This window comes from Sulfitobacter sp. SK012 (assembly GCF_003352085.1).
GTDB lineage: Bacteria > Pseudomonadota > Alphaproteobacteria > Rhodobacterales > Rhodobacteraceae > Sulfitobacter.
Genome location: NZ_CP025804.1, coordinates 3,359,508 through 3,383,436 on the forward strand (window position 1 = coordinate 3,359,508; position 23,929 = coordinate 3,383,436).

The 23,929-nt window shown below is 56.5% G+C and carries 23 protein-coding genes and 1 pseudogene; 11 read left to right on the top strand and 13 right to left on the bottom strand.

What is annotated here, in order from left to right:
- Nucleotides 1–136: 136 nt before the first annotated feature.
- A complete protein-coding gene (locus C1J03_RS16390; RefSeq protein ID WP_114887568.1) occupies nt 137–406 on the bottom strand; it encodes a succinate dehydrogenase assembly factor 2 in 270 nt (89 codons plus the stop codon).
- Nucleotides 399–812, bottom strand: coding sequence for a helix-turn-helix domain-containing protein (locus C1J03_RS16395; protein WP_114887569.1), 414 nt, complete (start codon nt 810–812; stop codon nt 399–401). The genes C1J03_RS16390 and C1J03_RS16395 overlap by 8 nt, the downstream gene beginning before the upstream one ends.
- A 78-nt stretch (nt 813–890) precedes the next feature.
- Here C1J03_RS16395 and C1J03_RS16400 point away from each other — a divergent pair, with 78 nt between their 5' ends.
- The 3 genes from C1J03_RS16400 to C1J03_RS16410 are packed head-to-tail and all read left to right on the top strand — an operon-like array spanning nt 891 to nt 2,879.
- Entirely contained in the window at nt 891–2,093 is a 1,203-nt protein-coding gene (locus tag C1J03_RS16400; RefSeq protein ID WP_114889046.1) for a pyridoxal phosphate-dependent aminotransferase, read from the top strand.
- An 8-nt stretch (nt 2,094–2,101) separates the two neighbouring features.
- Complete coding sequence (locus C1J03_RS16405) at nt 2,102–2,476, top strand: bleomycin resistance protein (protein ID WP_216825861.1); 375 nt, start codon at nt 2,102–2,104, stop codon at nt 2,474–2,476.
- A 1-nt stretch (nt 2,477) separates the two neighbouring features.
- A complete protein-coding gene (locus C1J03_RS16410; protein ID WP_114887570.1) occupies nt 2,478–2,879 on the top strand; it encodes a hypothetical protein in 402 nt (133 codons plus the stop codon).
- Nucleotides 2,880–2,975: 96 nt separating this feature from the next.
- Here C1J03_RS16410 and C1J03_RS16415 read toward each other — a convergent pair whose 3' ends face one another.
- Both C1J03_RS16415 and C1J03_RS16420 read right to left on the bottom strand, forming a co-directional pair.
- Nucleotides 2,976–4,337 (bottom strand): MATE family efflux transporter, encoded by a 1,362-nt coding sequence (locus C1J03_RS16415; RefSeq protein ID WP_441351117.1) that lies wholly within the window; start codon nt 4,335–4,337, stop codon nt 2,976–2,978.
- Between the two features lie 193 nt (nt 4,338–4,530).
- Entirely contained in the window at nt 4,531–5,250 is a 720-nt protein-coding gene (locus C1J03_RS16420; protein ID WP_114889048.1) for a helix-turn-helix transcriptional regulator, read from the bottom strand.
- An 87-nt stretch (nt 5,251–5,337) separates the two neighbouring features.
- On the opposite strand from C1J03_RS16420, the gene C1J03_RS16425 reads away from it, so the two are divergent.
- Nucleotides 5,338–5,733, top strand: coding sequence for a RidA family protein (locus C1J03_RS16425; protein WP_114887572.1), 396 nt, complete (start codon nt 5,338–5,340; stop codon nt 5,731–5,733).
- Between the two features lie 94 nt (nt 5,734–5,827).
- Here the strand turns inward: C1J03_RS16425 and C1J03_RS16430 are convergent, their stop codons facing one another.
- Nucleotides 5,828–6,436 carry a carboxymuconolactone decarboxylase family protein gene (locus C1J03_RS16430; RefSeq protein WP_114887573.1) on the bottom strand — a complete coding sequence of 203 codons (609 nt, stop codon included), beginning with the start codon at nt 6,434–6,436 and terminating at the stop codon, nt 5,828–5,830.
- A gap of 350 nt (nt 6,437–6,786) precedes the next feature.
- On the opposite strand from C1J03_RS16430, the gene C1J03_RS16435 reads away from it, so the two are divergent.
- From C1J03_RS16435 to C1J03_RS16450, 4 genes and pseudogenes are all read left to right on the top strand, one after another.
- On the top strand, nt 6,787–8,745 hold the full coding sequence (locus tag C1J03_RS16435; RefSeq protein ID WP_114887574.1) for a DNA gyrase/topoisomerase IV subunit B: 1,959 nt from the start codon (nt 6,787–6,789) through the stop codon (nt 8,743–8,745).
- A 210-nt stretch (nt 8,746–8,955) separates the two neighbouring features.
- Nucleotides 8,956–9,616, top strand: a pseudogene (locus tag C1J03_RS16440) (transposase).
- 442 nt (nt 9,617–10,058) lie between these two features.
- The gene (locus C1J03_RS16445; protein WP_114887575.1) at nt 10,059–10,739 is read left to right on the top strand and encodes a hypothetical protein; all 681 of its coding nucleotides are present in this window, start codon (nt 10,059–10,061) and stop codon (nt 10,737–10,739) included.
- A gap of 10 nt (nt 10,740–10,749) precedes the next feature.
- Nucleotides 10,750–11,184, top strand: coding sequence for a DMT family transporter (locus C1J03_RS16450; RefSeq protein WP_114887576.1), 435 nt, complete (start codon nt 10,750–10,752; stop codon nt 11,182–11,184).
- 3 nt (nt 11,185–11,187) lie between these two features.
- On the opposite strand, the gene C1J03_RS16455 is transcribed toward C1J03_RS16450, so the two are convergent.
- The 8 genes from C1J03_RS16455 to proS all read right to left on the bottom strand — a co-directional run bounded on the left by C1J03_RS16455 (nt 11,188) and on the right by proS (nt 19,731).
- Nucleotides 11,188–12,168 carry an Ldh family oxidoreductase gene (locus C1J03_RS16455; protein WP_114887577.1) on the bottom strand — a complete coding sequence of 327 codons (981 nt, stop codon included), beginning with the start codon at nt 12,166–12,168 and terminating at the stop codon, nt 11,188–11,190.
- Nucleotides 12,169–12,233: 65 nt separating this feature from the next.
- Nucleotides 12,234–12,983, bottom strand: coding sequence for a calcium-binding protein (locus tag C1J03_RS16460; RefSeq protein WP_114887578.1), 750 nt, complete (start codon nt 12,981–12,983; stop codon nt 12,234–12,236).
- A 93-nt stretch (nt 12,984–13,076) separates the two neighbouring features.
- A complete protein-coding gene (locus C1J03_RS16465; protein ID WP_114887579.1) occupies nt 13,077–13,760 on the bottom strand; it encodes an ABC transporter ATP-binding protein in 684 nt (227 codons plus the stop codon).
- A complete protein-coding gene (locus C1J03_RS16470; RefSeq protein ID WP_114887580.1) occupies nt 13,753–15,039 on the bottom strand; it encodes a lipoprotein-releasing ABC transporter permease subunit in 1,287 nt (428 codons plus the stop codon). Before C1J03_RS16470 ends, C1J03_RS16465 begins: the two co-directional genes overlap by 8 nt.
- 283 nt (nt 15,040–15,322) lie before the next feature.
- Entirely contained in the window at nt 15,323–15,817 is a 495-nt protein-coding gene (locus C1J03_RS16475) for a DUF2937 family protein (protein WP_114889049.1), read from the bottom strand.
- Nucleotides 15,818–16,054: 237 nt separating this feature from the next.
- The gene (locus C1J03_RS16480) at nt 16,055–16,675 is read right to left on the bottom strand and encodes a VPLPA-CTERM sorting domain-containing protein (RefSeq protein WP_114887581.1); all 621 of its coding nucleotides are present in this window, start codon (nt 16,673–16,675) and stop codon (nt 16,055–16,057) included.
- Nucleotides 16,676–17,117: 442 nt separating this feature from the next.
- Nucleotides 17,118–18,299, bottom strand: coding sequence for a PQQ-dependent sugar dehydrogenase (locus C1J03_RS16485; protein WP_114887582.1), 1,182 nt, complete (start codon nt 18,297–18,299; stop codon nt 17,118–17,120).
- Between the two features lie 94 nt (nt 18,300–18,393).
- Nucleotides 18,394–19,731 (bottom strand): proline--tRNA ligase, encoded by a 1,338-nt coding sequence (proS, locus tag C1J03_RS16490; protein ID WP_114887583.1) that lies wholly within the window; start codon nt 19,729–19,731, stop codon nt 18,394–18,396.
- A 179-nt stretch (nt 19,732–19,910) separates the two neighbouring features.
- Between proS and C1J03_RS16495 the strand changes: the two genes are divergently transcribed.
- From C1J03_RS16495 to C1J03_RS16505, 3 genes are all read left to right on the top strand, one after another.
- A complete protein-coding gene (locus tag C1J03_RS16495) occupies nt 19,911–20,975 on the top strand; it encodes an AI-2E family transporter (protein WP_114887584.1) in 1,065 nt (354 codons plus the stop codon).
- A 1-nt stretch (nt 20,976) separates the two neighbouring features.
- Nucleotides 20,977–21,648 (top strand): chromosomal replication initiator DnaA, encoded by a 672-nt coding sequence (locus tag C1J03_RS16500; protein WP_114887585.1) that lies wholly within the window; start codon nt 20,977–20,979, stop codon nt 21,646–21,648.
- Between the two features lie 85 nt (nt 21,649–21,733).
- Entirely contained in the window at nt 21,734–23,908 is a 2,175-nt protein-coding gene (locus C1J03_RS16505; protein ID WP_114887586.1) for an RNA degradosome polyphosphate kinase, read from the top strand.
- The last annotated feature ends 21 nt before the right edge of the window (nt 23,909–23,929 follow it).

Below are 23,929 nucleotides of genomic sequence, written 5' to 3' on the forward strand. Positions count from 1 at the left end.
GACGCAATATGGGGGCATGAAGCCCCAATACCGCCGCCTCGTTCCATCTAAGAACTACAACGAAATGCGCCGCCACAAAAAGCGGCAGCGCATATTTCGTTGTCTGTTATGAAATCCGATCCGATAAAGGCAGGCTTTAGGACATGTCACGCGATGCGATAAACCCGCGGATGTCATCGATCACTTCGCCGTAACGGACCGTCGGTTCGACCTGACCTGTTACCCATTGGTAAAGATCATGGTCGTTTTCATCGAGCATCACATCATACACCGTCAGTTGCGCATCCGTCATCGCGGCAAGTTTTGCATCTGCAAACGCCGACAAAATCAGATCCATCTCTTTGATGCCACGACGCATGGAGCGCATGGCGAGGCGTTTGACCCGGTGCTCATGAAGTTCAGACATCCGTTTGTTCCTGCGAACGCATGATCCCGCGCAAGCGTTTTTCCAACCGCCCCATCGCCTCGGCCTTGGCATGCATTTCCATCCGAAGGGTGCGCATTTCGGCAAGGATGCCGCTGAGATCTGCGGGCACGGGTTCTTCAGTGGGCGCGTCGAGCCCTTCGCCTTCGCCAATGATCAGCCAGCGCATGGATACATTTAACAGGCCTGCCAAGATCGACAAACGGTTCGCGCGCGGCTCTGAAACGTCGTCTTCCCACTTGCGGATGGTGGATTGGCGCACGCCCAATCTAATGGCCAAAGCTTCCACATCCATGCCTGCGGCTTCGCGCGCGGCAGCCACGCGGTCTCCAAAAGTTGCAGCGTCGGGGCCATACCATTCTGTCACGTCAACGTCCTTTCGCCCCATGCGTCAAACGCTTCGCGCTTGAACGCCCATCGGGGTCTGCTAATAAATATGGCGCACACATATCAAATTGAGGCCGAAATGGAACTGCTGTCCAAAACCCTAGCCCGCGTCAAACCGTCCCCCACCATTGCCGTTACGACAAAAGCGCAAGAACTGAAGGCCGCTGGCCGGGATGTGATTGGGCTGGGCGCAGGCGAGCCGGATTTTGATACGCCACAAAACATCAAGGACGCCGCGGTGCGCGCCATTGCCGAGGGCAAGACAAAATACACCGCCGTTGACGGCATTCCGGAGCTGAAGAAAGCGATCTGTGCCAAGTTCAAGCGCGACAATGGGCTCGATTATACCCCTGCTCAGGTGTCGGTTTCAGGTGGCGGCAAGCAGATCCTTTACAATGCGTTGATGGCGACAATGAACCCTGGCGAAGAGGTCGTGATCCCCGCGCCCTATTGGGTCAGCTACCCCGACATGGTGTTGTTGGCAGGTGGCGAGCCGGTGATTGCCACCGCCACGCTGGAACAAGATTTCAAACTGACGCCCGAAGCGCTCGAGGTTGCGATTACGCCCAAAACCAAATGGTTCATTTTTAACTCGCCGTCCAATCCGACAGGTGCGGGCTATACCCGCGATGAGCTGAAGGGCATCACAGACGTACTGATGCGCCACCCCCATGTCTGGGTGATGACGGATGATATGTATGAGCATCTTTCTTATGATGGGTTCGAATTCTGCACCCCTGCTGAGGTCGAGCCGCGCCTTTATGACCGGACACTAACGGTCAACGGTGTGTCCAAGGCCTATGCGATGACAGGCTGGCGGATTGGCTATGCGGCGGGACCAGAAAAGCTGATTGCTGCGATGCGCAAAGTGCAGTCGCAATCGACCTCCAATCCGTGTTCCATTTCGCAATGGGCCGCGGTTGAAGCGCTCAATGGCACTCAAGATTATATTGCGCCCAACAATGAAATGTTCGTGCGCCGGCGTAATCTGGTGGTCAGCATGTTGAATGAAATTGACGGCATGACCTGCCCTAAGCCTGAAGGCGCGTTTTATGTCTATCCCTCGATTGCGGGGCTGATCGGCAAGACTTCGGCGGCCGGCACCAAGATCACGGATGACGAAGTATTCGCCACCGCACTGCTGGAAGAAACCGGCGTGGCTGTGGTGTTTGGGGCGGCTTTTGGCCTAAGCCCAAATTTTCGCGTAAGCTATGCCACATCAGATGCGGCCCTGACCGAGGCCTGTACCCGCATTCAAAAATTCTGTGCTGAGCTGAGGTAAATTACTCCGTGACGAAACCCGACAGGATCACAGCCAACCTGCCCAGTCGGGATTTTCAGCGCACCTGTGACTTCTACGCTCTTCTTGGGTTCAACGTTATCTACCGCGATACAAGCTGGCTTATCTTGGCGCGCGGCACGCTTGAGTTGGAGTTTTTTCACCATCCAGATCTGAAGCCCGAAGACAGCTGGTTCAGTGCATGTATTCGTGTGGACGATCTGGATGGTTTACGGGCCAAATGGGCTGCGTTGAATTTGCCTGATGATCCGATGGGGCGGCCGCGGAGCCTCACGATGATTGACGATGGCGGCCCGATACGGTTCTTTGCACTGATTGACCGTGATGGATCGCTTTTGCGGTGCATGGGGAATGAGGGGACGTAAGATGTCAGACCTGCCCGACTATTACTTTAGGGTGCGTGAAAACGGCGCGCTGGTGTTCCGTTTGGACACTGAAAACCGGCAGCGGCGGATCGAGATGGATCAGATCGCGAGCGTCAACATGCGCAATGGCGAGATCAAACCAAACGGCGACCGCACCCTGTCAGAAGCGGACCTGACCGAGATCAAGACGTGGATGCAAGAACGCGCGCAAATCCTCGCGCACCGCGATATCGACGACATTCACCGCGCGGTAGATTATCTAAACACCACAACGCAGTGGGTGCAGGCAAAGGCCACGGATGCGCAGTTGGAAGCGGTCACGGATGCGCTGCTGTTGGCGATGCATGACCTGCGCAGCACGTTGGTGCGCAAGAAGGCGGACCGACTGGTGGGCGACGACTAGCGCCCTCGCACCCTAAGGCCCGCCCTTGTTCGTGGCCTAGAACACGAAGTCGAGTTCCGTCAGGCCAATGCTGCTTCAAACAGTATCTGCTATACTCTAGGAGATAGGTGCATCGTTGGCTCCAAGCCGCCGCAGCGTCGCACCCCAGAAGCGGGCGTTCAGCAAGATCGCAGCGACGCCCAGCCCAATCACCAACCCAGCCCAGACGCCAATGCCGTCCAGACCCAGCGTGAATCCTAGGAAATACGAACACGGGATGCCAATGACCCAGTAGCTGATCGCGGCGAGGAACATCGGAACTTGGGTATCTTGCACGCCGCGCAGCAGGCCAAGCGCGATGACCTGGGCCCCATCCACCAGTTGAAACAGCGCCGCCATGGCAAGCAAGCCGACGCCAACCGCAAGAATTTGATCGCGCGCAGGATCGTCGCGCTGCATGAACACAGAGATCAGCGGTTCGGGCCAGATCACAAAGACTGCAATAGTAAGCAGGGCGATCATCAGTGACATGGCCAGCGAAACCTTGCCCCCACGGGCCAAATGCAGCAGATCATGGCGCCCGTAGGCGTTGCCTGCGCGGATCGTGGTCACATTGCTAAGGCCTAGGTGCATCATAAACGTAATCGACGCGAGTTGAACCGCAATGCCGTGCGCGGCCAGCGTGGTCGTGCCCAACCAGCCCATCATCACAGCAGAAGCAGCAAAAAGGCCCACTTCGCTCAGAGAGGTCAAACCGATCGGCCACCCAAGGGAAAAAACACGGGCAAGCATCCCCGGATCGGCACGCCATAGCCGTTGAAACAGGCTATGCTCCGGCAGGGCCCATCGGACATAGGCCACGACCCCAATAAGCGATACAATCTGCGTTGAGACCGATGCCACAGCGGCCCCAACCACTCCCAATTCCGGCGCGCCCCAATTGCCAAAGATCAGCGCGTAGTTCGCAATTGCATTCACCACGGCGGCAACAACTGTGATCCATAACACAACTTGGGTGCGTTCTAGCGCTGCGAGGTATGATTTGAGCACCATCACCATCAATGCCGGCACAATGCCCCAGCCCGCAACGGCGAGATATGCACCAGCGCTGGCAGCAACTTCGGGGGATTGCCCCAACAGCGCCAATATAGGCGTCGACCAGATCATCAAAGGCAGCGCCAGCAAGGCAAACCCAAGGCTCAACCAGAGCCCCATCCGCGTGGCACGGCGCAGGCTGACCTCGTCACCTTCGGCGGCATAAGACGCAACCATGGGCATGACGGCCCCGGCGAACCCGGATCCAAAGATAAACAGGACGAAGAAAAAGGTACTTGCCAGCGTAACCGAGGCCAGTGCCTCGACCCCATACCAGCCCAGCATCACAGTATCGGTGACGCCGATCGCCATCTGCGCCAGATGCCCGCCAATAAGCGGTAAGCCCAGAACGGTGATCGCACGGACGTGTTGAGGGTAAGACATGAAACGGACCATACCTTGATCTGTACGTCGCCTGCGCGGCTTTCGAAAGGGTGTATTTGTGGACCCCTAAGATGGGTTTGTCTGAGCCGCCGCGCCGTATTTCACCCGAACATTGTTGGGGAGCTCTTGAGCGTCTCGTATAGAGCTGAGACGAAACGATGCCGCAGTGCATTTGGATATCGGTTTTGCCCATTTATTGGGGCAGATCCTTGTAGGGACAGACATCATCCTCAAATGGCACATGCCGCCGCCGGAATGTCGTGCCATCGATGCATTCAGGTTTGCTGATCCGGTCCATTCGAAAATGTCTAAAATCATCTCGATCAGGATCCCAAGCCACCAGATACCATAATGGCTGCAAGATCAGCATGGCTTGTGGTTCCACCTCGCGGCTTGTTTTGGCTCCTTTGGCATCGCAGTATTCAAACCTTAGGTGAAGTTGCCCAAGGAATGCTGTTTCGAACGCTGGGAGCAATGCGGGATCAATTCGCCCTAGATCTGACAAATCCTGCGTTGGTGACAGTTGGCCAATATGCAGACAATCAAGGAACCGGCGCAGGTCGCGCACCTTGTCTGAGGGCAGAGATTTTTCGATCTTCGCAAGACCCGCATCCGCCAAATCAGAAAACGGCAGGTTTTGCGCCGCGCGCATTGCAGCAACACTGATCAAAAGCGCAAAAACCTCGGCCACGGAAAGGCGGGCGGTTGTTTGCATCGATTGCGGATCAAGCTGCACACCTCCCCCACGTCCACTTTCCGAATGAATGACAAAACCCTCATCACGCAGCGCGCAGATATCGCGCAGAAGGGTTCTTCTGGATGCACCGACCTCGCAGGCCAGATCATCAATCGTCGAAGTTCCGTTGCGCCGAAGCGTCCGCACGATGGTGTCATGTCTTTGTCTAATGTTCATATTTTCAACATAACACATTTGGTGACAATATTTGGCACCAAATAAATCTAGAAGGTTTGCAGAGACATCAACTAGGAGAAATGAACGATGAAACGCACACCTGTAAATCCGTGGGACTGGTCTTTGAAGCTTGGCTATAATCAGGCCGAGATTATCGATGGACCTTCACGCCAGTTAATCTGCGCGGGTCAAACTGCTGTCGACGGCGAGGGCAACCCACAACACCCCGGAGATATGCGCAGCCAAATCGCCCTCGCTTTGGACAATCTGGAGGCTGTGCTGGCTGGTGCCGATATGAACCTGAGCAACATCATTCGGCTTGGTGTGTACGCAACTGACGTAGATGAGGCGCTCAAGAACTTTGATCTGCTTGGGATGCGTTTTGGGCCAATCCAATCCGCGCCACCAATGACACTGCTCGGCGTGACGCGGCTGGCGCTTCCCGGTTTGCTGTTTGAAATCGAGGCCACGGCAGCAGTGTAATGTGACCTACAAAACTGAAGCAGCCATTCTGTTAAACAAACAGATTGGCTGCTTTGCCACGCCCTGCGCCGTCATATCCTGACGCACCCAGATGCTAACGGTGGCCCCAATCCTCAGGGTCATCCGAATTTCCGGGGCTAAGCCCGATGATGTCGCCCTTCGTTGAACAGCCAAGTCCCAACACCGTCCTATTGGCATAGCTGAAATATGCAACGACCTGATTAATCTCAAGAACTTCGCCATCTTCCCAACCGGCTTCTCGCAGTGCTTGCACGTCAGTTTCGGCCATCGTGCCGGGGGTTTGCGTCAAGGCCTGAGTATAGCGCAGCGCCGCGTGTTGGGCGGCATCTAGCGGGGTGGCGGCAATGTCGCGCGCCTCAAGGGCGGTGCGGATCGCATCTGCGCGTGGTGCGTCGCCCAGCAGGCGTTTCATCCCGGCAAAGTGGTGCTCCACGCAATAGCCACATGTATTTAACGATGAAACCCAAACGCCTAGCACCTCAAGGAACCACTTTGGCACCGTGTTGTCGCGGTGATGCAAAACGTATTTGTAGATCGCCATATGCCCTTCCATCGTATGCGGGCGCAGCGAATGCATCATCATGATATTATCGACATTGTTACCGGGGCCCGTGACACGCCCGTAGAGCGCGCGGAGCTTGCCAGTGGCGGCTTCAAAGGGAATGGTTTTGATCCAAGCCATGGGCGTCTCTTTCTCGTTAGTATTACATCAAAAGAGGCTAGCGCAGGTGCGCGGCAGCCTCAATCCCAGCTGCAATTTGCCCAAGTGCCCATCAGCAACGCTACGCAGCGCTCTAGATCATCGCTACAGCACATCCCCCAATCAAGATGATCCTTCACCGCCACCTCTAAGAGCAGGTTTGCTGCTTCAATTACGCAACCAGTAATGTTCACTGCCACGCCCCGCACAACAGCCACCAACCTGCACAAGATAATAGCCTGATCATGGCTCTGACGACGATGCCCACTTCCCCCTCCCCGGTCCCTCTGCCATAATTGGAGCCAATCAAAACAAAACACGTGAGCAGCCCCATGACCGATCTTCTGTCCGGCCAGAAAAGCGCCCCTACCTATGACGCGTCCTCCATCGAAGTGCTGGAGGATATGGAGCACGTGCGCCTACGTCCCGGCATGTATATTGGCGGCAAGGATGATCGTGCGCTGCACCACATGGTTGCCGAGATCGTCGATAACTCCATGGACGAAGCCGTCGCTGGCCACGCCACTTGGATCGAAGTCGAGCTGCACGAAAACGGCCATGTCACCGTGCGCGACAATGGGCGCGGCATTCCGACCGACCCCCACCCCAAGGACCCCAGCAAATCCGCGCTGGAGATCATCTTTTGCACATTGAACGCCGGTGGCAAATTCTCGGGCGACAGCTACGAGACCTCGGGCGGTTTACACGGCGTTGGGTCCTCGGTTGTGAATGCGCTTTCGGATCACCTGCGGGTCGAGAGTGCGCGCAACAAAGAAGTCATGGCGATGGAGTTTTCTCGCGGCATCCCCCAAGGGCCCCTCGCGCGGGTCGGTGCAGCACCCAACCGGCGTGGTACTGCCGTGACCTTCCACCCTGATCCTGAAATCTTTGGCTCGCTCAAACTGCGCGCCTCACGCCTGTTCGCCATGGCCCGCTCCAAAGCATACTTGTTCTCCGGGGTCGAAATCCGTTGGAAGACCGCGATCGTAGACGGCGACACACCCATGGAAGCGACCTTCCACTTCCCCGGTGGGCTCTCTGACTACCTCAATGAAAACCTTTCGGGATCAACGACCTACGCCGAAGCCCCCTTTGCAGGCACCGTTGATTTCAAAGAAAAATTCAACGCCCCCGGCAAGGTCGAATGGGCCATTAACTGGACACCCTCACGCGACGGTTTCATCCAATCTTATTGTAACACCATCCCCACACCCGAAGGCGGCACCCACGAGGCCGGCTTTTGGGCCGCGATCCTCAAGGGTATCAAGGCTTACGGCGAATTGGTCGGCAACCGCAAAGCCACCACCATAACCCGCGAAGACCTGACAACGGGTGGCTGTGCTCTGGTCTCATGCTTTATCCGCGAACCGGAATTTGTGGGACAGACCAAGGACCGGCTGGCCACTGTTGACGCGCAGCGCATGGTGGAAAATGCCGTGCGTGACCACTTTGACAACTGGCTGGCGGCAGATACTAAATCTGCGGGCGCGATCCTCGATTTTCTGGTGCTGCGGGCCGAAGAACGGCTTAAGCGTCGTCAGGAAAAGGAAACGGCGCGCAAGACGGCTACCAAAAAGCTGCGCCTTCCTGGCAAACTAACCGATTGCACCTCCAAAACCCGCGAAGGAACGGAGCTGTTTATCGTGGAGGGCGACAGCGCTGGCGGTTCCGGCAAGGGTGCGCGTAATCGCGTGAACCAAGCGCTGCTGCCGCTAAAGGGCAAGATCCTTAACGTGTTGGGCGCTGCCTCGGGCAAGCTGAACACCAACACCGAGATTTCCGATCTGTGCGAAGCGCTTGGCGTTGGCATGGGCAGTAAATTTAACCTCGATGACCTGCGCTATGACAAAATCATCATCATGACCGACGCGGATGTCGACGGCGCGCATATTGCCTCGCTGCTGATGACGTTCTTTTTCACTCAAATGCGCCCGATGATCGACGCCGGCCACCTCTACCTCGCCTGCCCGCCACTCTACCGCCTGACTCAAGGCGCGCGCCGCGCCTATGTGGCCGATGACGCCGAGAAAAACGCGCTGCTGGAAAAAGGCTTGGGCGGCAAAGGTAAGATTGACCTGCAACGTTTCAAAGGTCTGGGCGAAATGGACGCGAAAGACCTCAAAGAGACCACGATGGACCCTAAGACCCGCAAACTGATCCGCGTGACCGTGGACGAAGATATCCCGGGCGAAACCGGCGATCTGGTCGAAAGGTTGATGGGGAAGAAGCCGGAACTGCGGTTCCAGTACATTCAGGAGAACGCCCGGTTTGTCGAGGAGCTGGATGTTTGAGGGGGGCCGTCGAGTATGATTTGGGATAAGTTCGACCCATTAGATTCTCGAAAGGCCAAGCGCTCACTTTTGGTTATTGCAATTTCCACTCTGATATTTGCAACTTTTGAAGTCACCTCCAACGAAATCTCGTTACTAGGTTTTTCGGGCTTTGTTGCACAAATGGACTGATGGGATTCACTGTATGAATCCAGCGTGCTAGCTGAAGGCATGAGCAGTTGGGTCCCTACGAAGTACAAGACCAAGAATTGGTCATCTTACAATGCCAGCTTGAAGCAGTGCGGATCCTTATCGATCTGGTTTGATCCAGAGACGGTTTGGACACCACCGCCGAGAGGTAAGCGCGGTCGGCAATAGAAATTCAGTGATGCCGCCATCCAGACATGCCTGACACTGAAGGTCCTGTTTGGCATGCCTCTCCGTCAAACAACTGGGTTCGTCCAGAGCTCGCTGCGTTTGGTCGGGTTGGATTGAGCAGCACCTGATTTTAGCACCTTATGCAGACACCAGAAGACTCTGAACGTAAGCCTGCCTTATCGTGGGTCCAAAGGTGCACTGAACCTGCTCATCGACAGCACGGGGACCAAAGCCGAAGGTGAAGGCGAAGGCCTGGAAGCCTACGAGCGCCGGAGCTGTTGCCCGAAACGATGCGGTCAATGCGCAGCGATATTTGGGCCGCACTCTGTGGCGACGCTGGAGTGGATACCACCGCCGAAGCCGCGTCAAAACAAAGATGCATTGTATGAAACTACTCGGCCAATCGTTGATGGCGCGAGGATTTGAAAGACAGGTCGCGGAAATCCAAATCCGCATCGCTGTGCTGAACCGCTACACCGCTCTTGGCATACCTATCACTGAGCCCGTAGGCTAAATCCGTCTGGGGTAAGGGGAAGAACGCCCCTCACCCGATTTATGCAACAAAGCCTATTCTAGTTGGTATTCTTGTTTTGTGGGACCCGTCTGCGCTAGTAGGCATTCTAGCAAGTTCTCTGAATCCAGGGTAGACTACTTGCTAGCTTTCCGGCTTTTCACTCTCCCAACCATCGTACCGACGAAGTCTCAGGGAGGGCGCAAATACGTGCTCTCTGGGCTGATGCCCTCGTCTGGCCTCAACCTCTCCGCTGGAGAGTTTGCAAGACGGCCTCCGACGCGAGGTCGGGCGCTGCCCTAACGCTGTGGCTCCTAAGCAAAACCAAATTACAAACCTGCTTCGCGCCCCGACAGTGTGCACAAACCAGTGCACACTGTGTGCACACATGGTGCACACCGCTTTTACCCTTGAACCCTGCCCCGCTCCGCCCCCTAATGCGGGAATGTTTCGTGCCCTGATCCTGCTCCTTTTCCTCGCCGCTTGCGGACGCCCTTTGACGGATACCGAGCGTGCTTTTGCCTCCACCATCCACGGCGATGCGCTCGACCTTGATCGGGTGCGGCTGCATGACGGAGCCCCGACCCGGGCCGTCACGTTTACGCGCAAACCGCGGCCACGCACGACCTGCCGCGAGTTGATCTTCCCGCCTCAAGACACAGAAGAATTGGTCACCACCAAGCCCGCTGCCGTCGCCCTTTGGAACACCGTTCTTTTTGACCGAGACTGGTATTTGGATGACTATCTGCCTGACTATCCTGACCGCGTCGGCCTGATCGCCGCGATGCTGTTGGCGCATGAGTTGACCCATGTTTGGCAATGGCAAAACCGCGCCACGACCGGCTATTCCCCCTTGCGCGCCGCATCTGAACATAATCCCGGCGGCGATCCTTATCTCTTTGAGATCAATGAAGAACCACGCTTTTCAGAATTCGCATTTGAGCAACAAGGCAGCATCGTCGAAGAGTTCGTTTGTTGCCGGGCGCTGGCCCCAGACGCCCCTCGCACCGAGCGTTTGCACGGGTTGATCGCCCAAGTGATGCCGGTCGCACCGCTCCCGTCCTCGCCCGCTTATGATGTCGGCTTGCCATGGGACGGCGTAGACCTAAAAAATATCTGTCGATAAGGAGACCCACGTGGCCCAATACGCCATCATAATGCTGATCGCAGGCATCGGGATCCCGGTGCTGGCCGCGCTGAATGCACAACTAGGCGGGCGTATCGGATCTCCTGCAGCCGCAGCTACAGTACTGTTTATAATCGCCTTTTCCGTCAGCCTTGCCGTTACGCTCATGACCGGGCCCCAGGGGTTCGCTCGTATGATCGGCGCGCCAAAACACCTATTTCTGGCGGGGCTCTTGGTGGCGTTCTATATCCTTTCAATCACCTATATCGCCCCCCATTTTGGGATCGGAAATGCGGTGTTCTTCGTGCTTTTAGGTCAGTTGATCAGCGCCGCGGCGATTGATCATTTTGGGCTTTTCGGCGCGCAGATATCACCCTTGGGGTTGGCGCGCGCGGGTGGGATTGCGCTGATGGCAGCCGGGGTTTGGTTGACGCAACAGGTCTAAAGATCAGGCGCTGGCCAGCTCCGTCATCTGGCTCCACAGCGCATCTGGCACATTCACTGGATCTGCTAGACTGCGGTGTTGACCGGGCATCCGGGCGCCCTCGTCCTGTGCTACGTTTTCCGCAAGAGCGGCCATTTGCGCACCAAAATCCGGCGCTGTTGAAGGATCAATCAGCAGGTAATATTGGCCCAGATCATGCGGTGCGCCTTCGGGTGCTTTGAGGGGTTTGACATCGCGTGACAAAGTGCCGCCGGTCATCGCCGCCGCAAGCACTTCGGCCATGAGCCCAAAGCCCCAGCCCTTGTAACCGCCCATCGACACCAGCGACCCTTTTATCGCCGCATCAGGGTCCGTTGTTGGGTTTCCGTCCGCATCCAGCGCCCAGCCTTCAGGGATTTTTTCACCGGCGGCCTTGGCCATGGTGATCTTGCCCAAGGCAACGGTGGTGGTGGATTGATCAAACTGCATCGCCAGCCCGCCATTGCCGTCTGGCACTGAAAAAGCGATGGGGTTGGTGCCGATAACGCGGGTCTTGCCACCGGGGGCTGCCACGATGGGAGACGCGTTGGTAAAACCGATGCCGATCATGCCAGCCAGCGCGATGCTTTCGGTAAAGTAGCCCAAAGAGGTGCAGGTGTGCGCATGCATCACCGAAAGGGATGCGACGCCAAGGCTGCGCGCAGCGTCCAGCGCCACGGGCAGGCCATAGGAAAACGCCGGCTGTGCAAATCCGAATTGTGCGTCGACATGCACGGTGCCAGGGCGCGCGCTGCTGACGTCGGGCACCACGTCGCCTTTGACACGCCCCGAGCGAAGCTGTTGGCAGTAGCTTTCAACGTAGTAGAGCCCACAAATCCGGTTACCAGTGGCCTCTGCCTTGCGAACCGCTCGCGCGACTTCGGCCGCAGCAAAGGCACCTGCCCCGTGGGCCACGAGTGCAGCTTTGGCCGTGATTTCAATGTCGTCTAATGTAATGCTCGCCATGCGCCCCGTCATCCCTTTGCGTGCCTCTCATCGGCTCGTTAATGTGGGGCGAAGGATGGGATGCGTCAACCCGTTGTTGGCGTATCCAAGGCCGTGACGGAGACAAAGGTAATCGTATCTTCGGCCAAAGGCGATGTCAGACCTTGGAGCGTGACGCTTAGGCCTGTTGAGAACCCGATCACCAGCCCATCATCAGTAACCGTCTGATCCGTAACGGAGATGTCGTCAGGTGTGGGGGTTTCAATCGCAAGTGCGTCTTCAGCTTCGTCGAAATCGGTGATGATCACATTGCCATCAGCACCTTGAATGGCAGCAAAGACGTCTGCACCAGCACCGCCGGTTGCGGTATCGCCATTCCCAAGGAACAACGCGTCGTCCCCCAGACCACCATCAATCGTATCGGCGTCCAGATCATCAACGCGGGTTTCGCGCTGAAAACCGCCAAAGAGCGCATCATCGCCGTCGCCACCGGTGATGACATCACTGTCTTCGCCGCCAATTAGGGTATCAGCGCCTGTGGCTCCAATGATCGTATCGGTGCCGCCAGATGTGTCGAAAACATTGCTGCTGCCTTCGGTACCAACAAAATCTTCGTCCATGTCAGTGCCGCGGACAATGTTGAACGGGCCCGTGTCCCCATCAACGCTGCGCGCATCCTCAAGAAATGAGGCCACATCGACCATCTCAACAGGATCGCTACCATCTTCGGGAAGGGCCGCATCTGGGTCTTCTTCCTCTTCGTCCGAAGACGTGTCGAACCCAACTGCAAGCAGCGGAGACATAGCAACCAGAAGAAACGACATAAGGGGTAACATGGAAGTATTCCTGTCCTGTACCCTCACCATCATAGCCCAAACTGGGGTCTAAATGAGGTCACTTAGCGGAGACTTCCGGGCAAATTTTATATATTATTCGGAGGCAAGTTGCCCCAGATCAAGGCGGATTTGACGGTCCATGCGGCCTGCCAACTCAAGATTATGAGTGGCGATTAGTGCCGACAGACCTGTGGCGCGCACCAGCGTCATCAGTGCTGCAAAAACAGTGTCAGACGTCTTGGGATCAAGGTTCCCGGTGGGCTCGTCTGCCAACAGCAGGCGTGGTGTATTTGCCAATGCACGACAAAAGGCAACGCGCTGTTGCTCGCCGCCCGATAAGGCTGCTGGGCGGTGGCCGGCGCGTGGTGCGATGCCAACATCCGATAGTAATTTCTGCGCGCGCGCCTCAGCTTCGGCCTTGGAGACGCCATTGGCCAATTGCGGCAGCACGATGTTTTCCAGCGCCGTGAATTCAGGCAAAAGATGGTGAAACTGGTAGATAAAACCAACATCCTGGCGCCGAACGGCAGTGCGCTTGCGATCAGATTGGCCGGTCATATCGGTGCCCGCGATATGAACTTGGCCAGCGTCTGGCGTATCGAGCAATCCCGCAATATGCAGCAGCGTCGATTTACCAGCCCCTGAGGGGGCAACGAGGGCCACAACTTCGCCTTCGGCCACGGTCAGATCAATACCGCGCAACACGGTAACCTCATTGGGTTTACCCGCGTTATAGGCCTTGGTGATGCCCGAAAGGCTGAGGGATGGATCACTCATAGCGCAGCGCCTCAACTGGGTTCATCCGTGCCGCGCGGCGTGCAGGAAATATCGTAACAATGAACGACAATCCAAGCGACAGAGCCACCGCAGAAAGGACATCACCCAACTCCAATTTCGCAGGCAGGAAGTAGATGCCGCGGACCGATGGATCCCAAGCGTTACCGCCAGCGAGCCAATTCACAATTCCAAAAATCTGATCAACATAAAGCGCAAAGAGGCATCCCAAAATGACCCCCATCACAGTGCCGATGATCCCAGTGAATGCGCCACAGATAAAAAACACCCGCAGGATCGATCCTTCTGTCAGGCCCATTGTACGCAGAATACCAATGTCGCGCCCTTTGTTTTTAACGAGCATAATCAGGCCAGAAACGATGTTCATCGCCGCAATCAGCACAAGCACTGACAAGATGACAAACATCACGTTGTCTTCGATATCCAGCGCGCTGAGAAACCCCGAGGATGCATCACGCCACGTCCAAACCAACCCATCGTCACCTGAGGCGGCAAGAATGGCGGGGGCAAACAGATCTACCTTTTCGGGATCCTCGACCATCACTTCGAACTCATCCACAGCGCCTTCGCTGTTGAAGTAGGATTGCGCCTCAGCCAGTGGAAGATAGGCGCGGGTCCGGTCAATATCATAGCGCCCAGCGGTGAAAATATAGACGACCTCATAGGCGTTGATGCGCGGAGATGTGCCAAATGCGGTTTTGACCCCGTTTGGGGAAATCAGCTTGATCCGGCTACCCACCCCCACGCCCAGCGTGCGCGCGATGCCAGATCCGATGGCGATGCCCTCGTCAAAACGCGCCAGATCTCCTAGTGCGGTTTCCGGATCCGCAATGCGCGGGATCGTGGCTAGATCGGCTCCTTGGATCCCGTAGACCTCAACGCCGGCGTTGTTTTGCCCGATCGTGGCCATAACCTGCCCGCGAACCAAAGGAGCGACGCGTGTCACACCCGGAACCTGAGCCAGCTCTTCGGCGCGGCCGGCGTAGTCGCGGATTTTACGGTCCAGCTGGCCGTTTTCCTTAATATTCCCAACCGTATAGACGGTTACATGCGCATTGGCCCCTACAATGGTATCCACGAACTCAGCCCGGAAACCCGACCGTACCGAAAGCGTCGCGATCAAAGCAAAAACGGCCAAGGTGATGCCGATGAGGCTGATCCATGTCATCACGCTGACACCACCCTCCGCACGGCGCGCACGCAAGTAGCGCCAGGCGATCATCCACTCGAATGGGGCAAAAGGAGCGGTGCGTCCGGCCATAACGGTCCTTGGTCTATGGGCAGATCACGCTAGCCCGGTTGGTTCGCGGCAACGTGGCGATTTGGCCGGGGCGGGTCAAGCGGTGAGTGCCAACGCAATGCCTTCGCAGCAAAGGTATTTGTCTGAAACTAGCGCATCTGCGTTGGGATTTGGCTCAGCATGGATCCCCGTGCGCGGCCTTACAGTGGATTCTGTGTGCCAGAAGGTTCTTTGGTAGGACATCAATTGGTAATTTCATTGAGCCAGTAATGTCTGGCGCAAACATCCATCCAACGTTCGAAATTCAGATGCGCTGCTTGCGGCGAAAGAGAAGAGCGAAGAGGCGCAGGATGAGTTTGACACCCAGCCCGCCCAATACAAACCCGATCCCGGCAAAAATCGCGCCCGCAAAATTGAGTGGCAGCGCAGGTTGATAGGCGGCCCATGCAGCCTGCGCGATATCCCGGTCAGTAAGGCGCGGCAGGTTGTAGGCGCGCATGAAGGGCCCGTGATCTTGCACTTCTGCCAGATCGGCGCGTAGCGTATCCAGCCGAGCAAAGCTGCGGGTCATATCACTGCGTCTTCGCTCCAAAAACGCAGTGCCTTGCATCTGGCTGAGCGCAGCTGTGCGCGTTAGACCCTCAGCAGCGGCTGACGCATCAAAATCAGCAACCACTTCGCTAAGCGCGTCGACAGCGCCACCTAAGCGTTGGATATATTGTTGAGAGAATTCCGGGAATTGCGACGTCGCGGTTGCCCCGGCAAGTCCGCCAGCCAGTGTTAATGCGCGCAGGATCATCATAGATATATTCCGCCCGACAGAGTTTCGCCGAATGTTTCAATGTCCGATGATAGGGGCGTCAGTGCAACAACACGATAGCGTCTGACGCGCCGTAAAGACATGCTGGAAGTTTTATGGAACGGCATGAAGCACGCTGTAAAGCGGAAACGCATTCACCCAATGCCCCAGTCCCAATAGAAAAAGGGGCCGACCCAATGGCCGACCCCTTCTCGATTATCTAATTGATCGTTTGGATTAGCTGGTCTTTTTGCGGCGCATCATGCCCAAACCACCAAGTCCGGCCATCAAAAGAAAGCCAGCAGCAGGCAGCGGCACAGGAGCAACATCCGCTTGGACATTGAGAGTGGCACGGAAACCACCCGGACCGTTGTTGTTGGATACCGAATACATCAACGTGTTCAATCCCTCATTAAAGTAACCTGCGAAAGGCGTACCGTATGAAGCTAGCGCGCGGTAGTTTGAGGCGGTGTTGCCCGTAAGGGTAAAAATGTCGTTTCCGTTCAAGGAAATCGTCCCAAAGTTGTCCATCGCGGCAAAGCCCGTGATCGCGGCCGTTTCGAGCGTATAACCGGTCAGGTCGAAGTCAAAGGTCCACTCCAACGTGCCGTTTTCTGTCCCGCCAGATCCAGCTTGATTGCTGTACTGGCCGTCCCAGAGCCACTGTGAAGTCGGTGTCGTCAATGATTCGTCCCAATTGTTGTTCGGGTCAGAGACGTTAACCGCCGTGAAACCACCAACTTCGGCAAAATTACCGCCAACTGTTGTGCCTTCGTTTACGAGGGTTGCGGCAAATGCGGATGTGCCAAGGGCACCAAACGCAACTACCGCTGAAAGTGCTACTATTTTAATATTCATATCTATGAACTCCTAAGAATCGTTAACATTAATAACTAGATGACCAATTAAGATTTCTTTCTAATTAAGCGTATCTTAATCTAGCGCCCTGCCTCGCTTCTGAGAACACTAATAATTCAATAATTTGCCGCTTTTTCGCCTTATTTCACTCGTGTTATCCACGAAATAAATACAGTTCGAGACGGGTAACTTGAATGCATCAAATTTGGAAACAACCAAATTCCCGCCCCTACTCGTGTCAAAAAAATCGATCAAGCGATTCGCCTCTTGGACCGGACGCAAATGACGTCTCCTCAATAGAAACGGGTTGCATGTTTATTCACGTTGAAGAGGTCGCTCGAGGACCCTGGGAATCTGGGCGCTGGGATTGAGGACTTTAGCCGCTGAGCAAGCAGCTGGCCGCATCACCCGAAAGTTCCAACACATAACGCCTAGAACAGCTTTACTTTGGTGTCAGGCGCAATACCGCCCCTTCGCCATCGTCGAGCAGCAAAATGGCACCATCGTGGTCGATCTCAACGTCGCGGATGCGGCGGTCACCGCTCATGAAACGCTCTTCGCCCACAACAGTATCCCCGTCGAGGATCAAACGAACCAGCCCACCGGGGTTAAGCGATGCGGCCAGAACATCGCCCTGCCAATCGCCAAACATCTCTCCTTGGTAAAACGTAAAGCCGCCGGGTGCGATCACGGGGTCCCAGTAATAGCGCGGCGCGGTCATACCCTCGGCGACCGCTATGCCGCTGCCTACGGATCGACCATTGTAATTCTCGCCATAGCTCACAATCGGCCAGCCAAAATTCGCGCCCTTCTCAATGCGGTTCAACTCATCGCCGCCCTTTGGCCCGTGCTCCAACGTCCACAATTCGCCAGTGGCGGGTCGGATCGCGGCCCCTTGCACATTGCGGTGGCCCAAGCTCCAGACCGTCGCAGCGACCGGGCCTTGAGCGGCGAACGGATTGTCGCTGGGGGCGGTACCATCAAGCGTGACGCGCACAACCTTGCCGTAGGTTTTGTCCACGTCCTGTGCATATTTACGCTGACTGCGAGTGAAATGTTCGCCGGTGGTGATGTAGGCATGGATGCCGTCCAGCACAATGCGCGATCCGAAATGGGTGGCTTTCGTCGAGGGTGGATCTTGGACAAAGATATCCGTCAGGCCTGTAATCTCGGTACCATCAAGACTTAACACAGCGCGGGCTGCGGCGGTGGCATTGCGGCCCCGGGACATAGGTTTGGCATAGGTAAGAAAGATCATACGGGACGTTGCAAAATCCGGCGCGAGGGCGACATCCAACAAGCCCCCCTGCCCTTTGGCCAGGACATCCGGGACCCCTTTGATGGGAGGCTGGACCACACCATTGAGTATCATCCGCAAACGCCCGTCGCGTTCGGTCACCAGATAGCTGCCATCCGGCAGCACTGCCATTCCCCACGGATGCGACAGGCCGCTTGCCAGCACTTCGACCTGCATCTCCACACCGCTGAGGGTTTCGGGTGCGCGAGTTTGCGTTGGCCATTCGGGGTCAAAACCAGGGACGTTTTTGGGCCCTTGTTCAACCGGTTGTGCAAGGGCCACAGGTGCTGCGAGCATCAGGGCCAAAAGAGACATGAAACGGTGCATGAGCAGTCCTCCATCTTAAAACAGATGACCTATAGCTGACGTTATGGGCGGGCTTGTCCAGCCCGCACCACATCACGTCTCAGAGATTTGCCATTCAAATGGCAGCGTAGATTTCCGCCACACGCTTGATTGCTTCTTCGGGTGGCAGCTCTTCGCTTTCTCCGGTGCGGCGGCTGGTCAATTCGACCACACCGTTTTTCAAACCGCGTGGCCCCACGGTGATGCGCCAAGGCAAACCAATCAGGTCCATCGTGGCAAACTTGCTGCCAGCACCTTCTTTACGGTCATCATAAAGCGGATCAAGACCAAGTGCCTTGAGCCCCTCATAAAGCGCCAGACAGGCTGCATCCGCTTCAACATCACCCTGACGCAAGTTGACGATACCACAGTGAAACGGCGTCACACCTTCGGGCCAGATAATGCCCTTGTCGTCATGGCTAGCCTCAATGATAGCACCCATCAAACGGCTGACGCCAATGCCGTGGCTGCCCATGTGCACGGGCACAACCTTGCCGTCGGGGCCCTGAACAGTTGCCCCCATGGCTTCGGAGTATTTGGTGCCAAAGTAAAAGATCTGCCCAACTTCGATGCCGCGCGCGACGCGACGGCGCTCTTCGGGTACGGCCTCAAACAGGGCCGCGTCGTGGGTTTCATCCGTACGGGCATAGAGGTTGGTAAACTCATCCATAACGCCCGCGCATTGCGCGACATCATCATAATCGATCTCACGATCACCAAAGCTCAGTTCAGTGACAGCGTTGTCATAAAACACTTCAGACTCGCCGGTCTCGGCCAGCACAAGGAATTCATGGGTGTTGTCCCCGCCCATCGCTCCACTATCGGCCCGCATCGGGATCGCTTTCAAGCCCATGCGTTCATACGTGCGTAGGTAGCTGACCAGATGGCGGTTATACGCGTGCAGTGCGTCTTCTTTGGTCAGGTCGAAGTTGTAGCCATCCTTCATGTAGAACTCGCGGCCACGCATCACGCCAAAGCGCGGGCGGATCTCGTCGCGGAACTTCCACTGAATCTGATACATGGTCAGCGGCAGATCTTTGTAGCTGCCAACATGGGCGCGGAAGATGTCAGTGATAAGTTCTTCGGCCGTCGGGGTGAACAACAAATCACGATCATGGCGATCCTTGATGCGCAGCATTTCGGCCCCGAACGCGTCATAACGCCCGCTTTCCCGCCACAGGTCCGCAGACTGAATGGTGGGCATCAACATCGGCATATGGCCCGCGCGTTGTTGTTCTTCGTGCACGATGTTCTCAAGCTTGCGTAAAACCTTGAAGCCAAGTGGCAGCCAGGAATAGATTCCGGCGCTGGACTGCTTGATCATGCCCGCGCGCAGCATCAAGCGGTGGCTGACAATTTGAGCCTCAGAAGGTGTTTCTTTGAGCACGGGCAGGAAATATCGTGACAGTCGCATTTGGCGGCCTCATCTGGACTTGGGGTGGCGGCTTTTCAGCCTTTGGCACTAAGTATGGCAAACCGCGCAAAGGGGCAATTGCATAGCGCGCGGCACTGCGCCTCACGTGTTTTTTGCAGCCAAGCCTTGAAACGCGCTGCGCCATAGGCGATGTCAGAGGTCAACCAGCGGAGACCAACATGGCCCTGCCAATCAGAGATCAATTGAAATATTGGGGGATCGCGGCCGCGGTCCTGATGGTGACCCTGTGGTTCATGGGCGATGTGCTGCTGCCTTTTCTATTGGGCGGCGCAATTGCCTATTTCCTTGATCCTGTAGCGGACCGGCTGGAAAAGCTGGGGTTAAGCCGGGCTGCGGCGACGGCGATCATTACGATCACGGGGGTGCTCGTTTTTGTAATCATGGCGCTTTTGGTTATTCCGACTTTGGTTGGCCAAGCGATCAACTTGTTCCAATCCGCTCCCGAACTGGCCACGCGTTTTACGAGCTTTATAACCGAACGCTTCCCATCGCTTTCCCAAGAAGGGTCTACGTTGCGCACGTCGATCACATCAATGGCCGAAACGGTGCAACAATTTGGCGTGCATTTTCTTGAAACCGCGCTGGCGTCGGCAGCGTCGATCCTGAGCCTCATTATGCTGTTTGTGATCGTTCCGGTTGTGTCGGTCTACTTGCTGCTTGATTGGGACCGCATGATTACGAAAATTGATACGCTGCTGCCGCGCGATCATGCGCCAACGGTCCGCAAATTGGCGGCCCAAATCGACCAAACGCTCGCATCTTTTGTGCGCGGCATGGGGACAGTTTGCCTGATATTGGGTACGTACTATGCCATCGCCCTGATGCTGGTGGGGCTGCAGTTTGGTCTCGTGGTGGGCTTCATCGCGGGGGTCGTCACCTTTATTCCATACCTTGGTGCGCTGATTGGTGGCGCGCTGGCCATAGGATTGGCCTTGTTCCAATTCTGGGGCGATTGGGTATCAATCGGGATGGTCGCTGGCATCTTTGCACTTGGCCAGGTGATAGAAGGCAATGTTCTTACGCCGCGCCTTGTGGGTGGTTCAGTGGGGCTACACCCTGTCTGGTTGCTTTTGGCCCTGTCGGTATTCGGCACGCTCTTTGGCTTTGTGGGAATGCTGGTCGCCGTGCCAGTCGCGGCTTCACTTGGCGTTGTCACTCGGTTTGCAATCGAGCAATACCAGAGCAGCCTGCTCTACCGCGGCACCGAAGAAAACGACACATAACATGGCTGTGCAGCTTGGTCTGGCCTTGCCCACCCGCACGGCGCAGGGGCGTGACGATTTTCTGGTAGCGCCCTCTAATGCCATGGCTGTGGCACTTATCGAAAACTGGCACGACTGGGCGGGGCGCAAATTGGTGCTCACGGGGCCTGCGGGATCCGGCAAAACTCATCTGACCCATGTCTGGGCCGCGAACAGCGGTGCGCAGATAATTGCCGCCGCTGATCTGACAGAAGACGTCGTGCCCGCCCTTGCGGCATCTCACGTTGCCATCGAAGATGTGCCCGAGATCGCCGGCAATGCAGAAGCACAAAACGCGCTCTTTCACTTGCACAATCTCACATTGGCCGAGGGCCATTCGCTTTTGTTGACCGGGACCGGCCCCGTCGCGCATTGGCCGTTGAGCCTGCCGGATCTCGCAAGCCGGATGCAAGGCACCACAGAGGCCACCTTAGACGCGCCGGACGACGCATTGCTTTTTGCTGTGCTGGTGAAACTGCTGGCGGATCGCCAACTGATGCCAAAGCCCGATGTCATCCCCTATGTGCTGCTGCGGATGGAGCGGTCGTTTGCTGCGGCGCGCGATCTTGTGGCCGCATTGGATGAGGCGAGCCTTGCGCAGAAGCGGCCAGTTACACGCCAACTTGCGGGTCGGGTGCTGGACAACTTAGGCTAGCCTGCGCGATAGTGGCAGGGCAGGTAGATTTTTGGCCTGCAAAACCCGTCGCATTTTCATTACACTTCAGCGCCATAAGGCCGTCATGACACACGCCGATTTTCTCAAAGCGCCCTTTGCCGCGCCCACGCCCCTGCCTGATCTCGATATCACCGGGCCGGGCCGTTTCTTTAACCGCGAGTTAAGCTGGTTAGGGTTCAATTGGCGGGTGCTCGAAGAAGCCGAAAACCCAAGGGTTCCGTTGCTTGAGCGGTTGCGGTTCTTGTCCATTTCGGCGGGGAACTTAGATGAATTCTACACCGTGCGCGTTGCAGGCTTGCGCGAGCTTGCCCAGGCCGGCAACACCACGCCCGCCGCCGACGGGCTGACTCCGGCAGAGCAACTGGTGTTCATCAACGAAGACGCGCGCAATCTAATGATCGCGCAACAGAGGGTTTTGGTTGATCTGCTGAGTGAAATGGACAGCCAGAACATCATGCTGGAACGTGCTGCTGATTTGGACAAATCCGACATATCGGCGCTGCATGACGTGTTTCTAAACCAAGTCTTTGCGGTATTGTCACCACTCGCGATCGATCCCGCGCACCCATTTCCGTTTATTCCCAACACCGGCTATGCACTCGCGCTTCAGCTTGAGCGGACAGCAGACAAGCGGCCCTTGCAGGCGCTTCTGCCGATCCCCGCGCAGATCGACCGGTTTGTATCCCTGCCCGCTGCTGACGGTTCACTGCGCTATCTGCCGCTAGAAGATCTGCTGGTCCTGAAAATTCCAGACCTTTTTCCTGGCTACAGGCTGAAGGCGCATTTCGAATTCCGCATTCTACGAGACAGCGATCTGGAGGTCGAAGACGAGGCCGAAGATCTGGTGCGCGAATTCGAAGTCGCGCTGAAACGCCGCCGCCGGGGCGAAGTGGTACGTTTGACGCATTCCGCCGGAGCGCCTGAGCGGCTGAAATCGGTCATCATGGCGGAGCTGGGAGTGCGCCCGCAGGATGTGATCGAAATTGACGGAATGCTTGGCCTCAATGACCTCAGCGCGCTGGTGACCGACGCGCGGCCCGATCTGCTTTGGCCGACATTTATCCCCCGTATCCCCGAACGCGTCACCGACCACGATGGTGATATGTTCACGGCGATCCGAAACAAGGATATGCTGCTGCACCACCCGTACGAGACCTTTGATATGGTCGTGCGCTTCTTGCAGCAGGCCGCCCGCGATCCAAATGTGGTGGCGATCAAACAGACCCTATACCGCACATCGCGCGACAGCCCGATTGTCGAAGCACTGTGCGAGGCCGCCGAACAGGGCAAGTCCGTGACCGCCTTGGTCGAGTTGAAAGCACGGTTTGATGAAGCTGCCAACATCCGCCAGTCGCGCCACCTAGAACGCGCCGGCGCGCATGTCGTTTACGGTTTTATCGATCTGAAAACACACGCAAAAATTTCAACTGTGGTGCGACGTGAAGGCAGCCAATTGGTGACCTACACCCATTACGGCACCGGCAACTACCACCCGATTACCGCGCGTATTTACACCGATTTGTCGCTGTTCACCTGCGATCAGAAACTGGGCCGCGACGCGACTAAGGTGTTTAATTACCTTTCTGGCTACGCCCAACCTGAACATCTGGATAACCTCGCCATTTCGCCTCTGACGCTCAAACCACGGCTGCTGGCGATGATCGCAGCCGAGGCAGACTACGCGCGCGCAGGCAAGCCCGCTGAAATTTGGGCCAAGATGAATTCGATTATCGACGCCGAAGTCATCGACGCACTTTATGCGGCCTCCCAAGCAGGCGTAAAAATCAGCCTCGTGGTGCGGGGCATTTGTGGACTGCGGCCTGGCGTCGAAGGATTAAGCGAAAATATTCGTGTAAAATCGATCGTTGGTCGGTTCTTGGAGCACAGCCGCATCGTCTGTTTTGGCAATGGACACGGGCTGCCGCATAAAAAGGCACGGGTATATATGTCATCCGCCGATTGGATGGGTCGAAACCTGAACCGCCGAGTCGAGACTTTGGTTGAGATTGAAAACCCAACCGTCAAAGCGCAGATCACCAGCCAGATCATGGCCGCCAACCTTGCAGATGTAGCACAAAGCTGGGTGATGTCGCCGCAAGGCCATTTCTCGCGCCCCGCGCTGCCTGATGGCCAGTTTGCGTTCAACTGCCACCGATTTTTCATGGAAAACCCTTCGTTGTCAGGGCGCGGATCCGCTGGCGCGTCAGATGTACCGAAACTCACGCATACCGAAGACTGACTGGGCCGTTAACGGCCATTG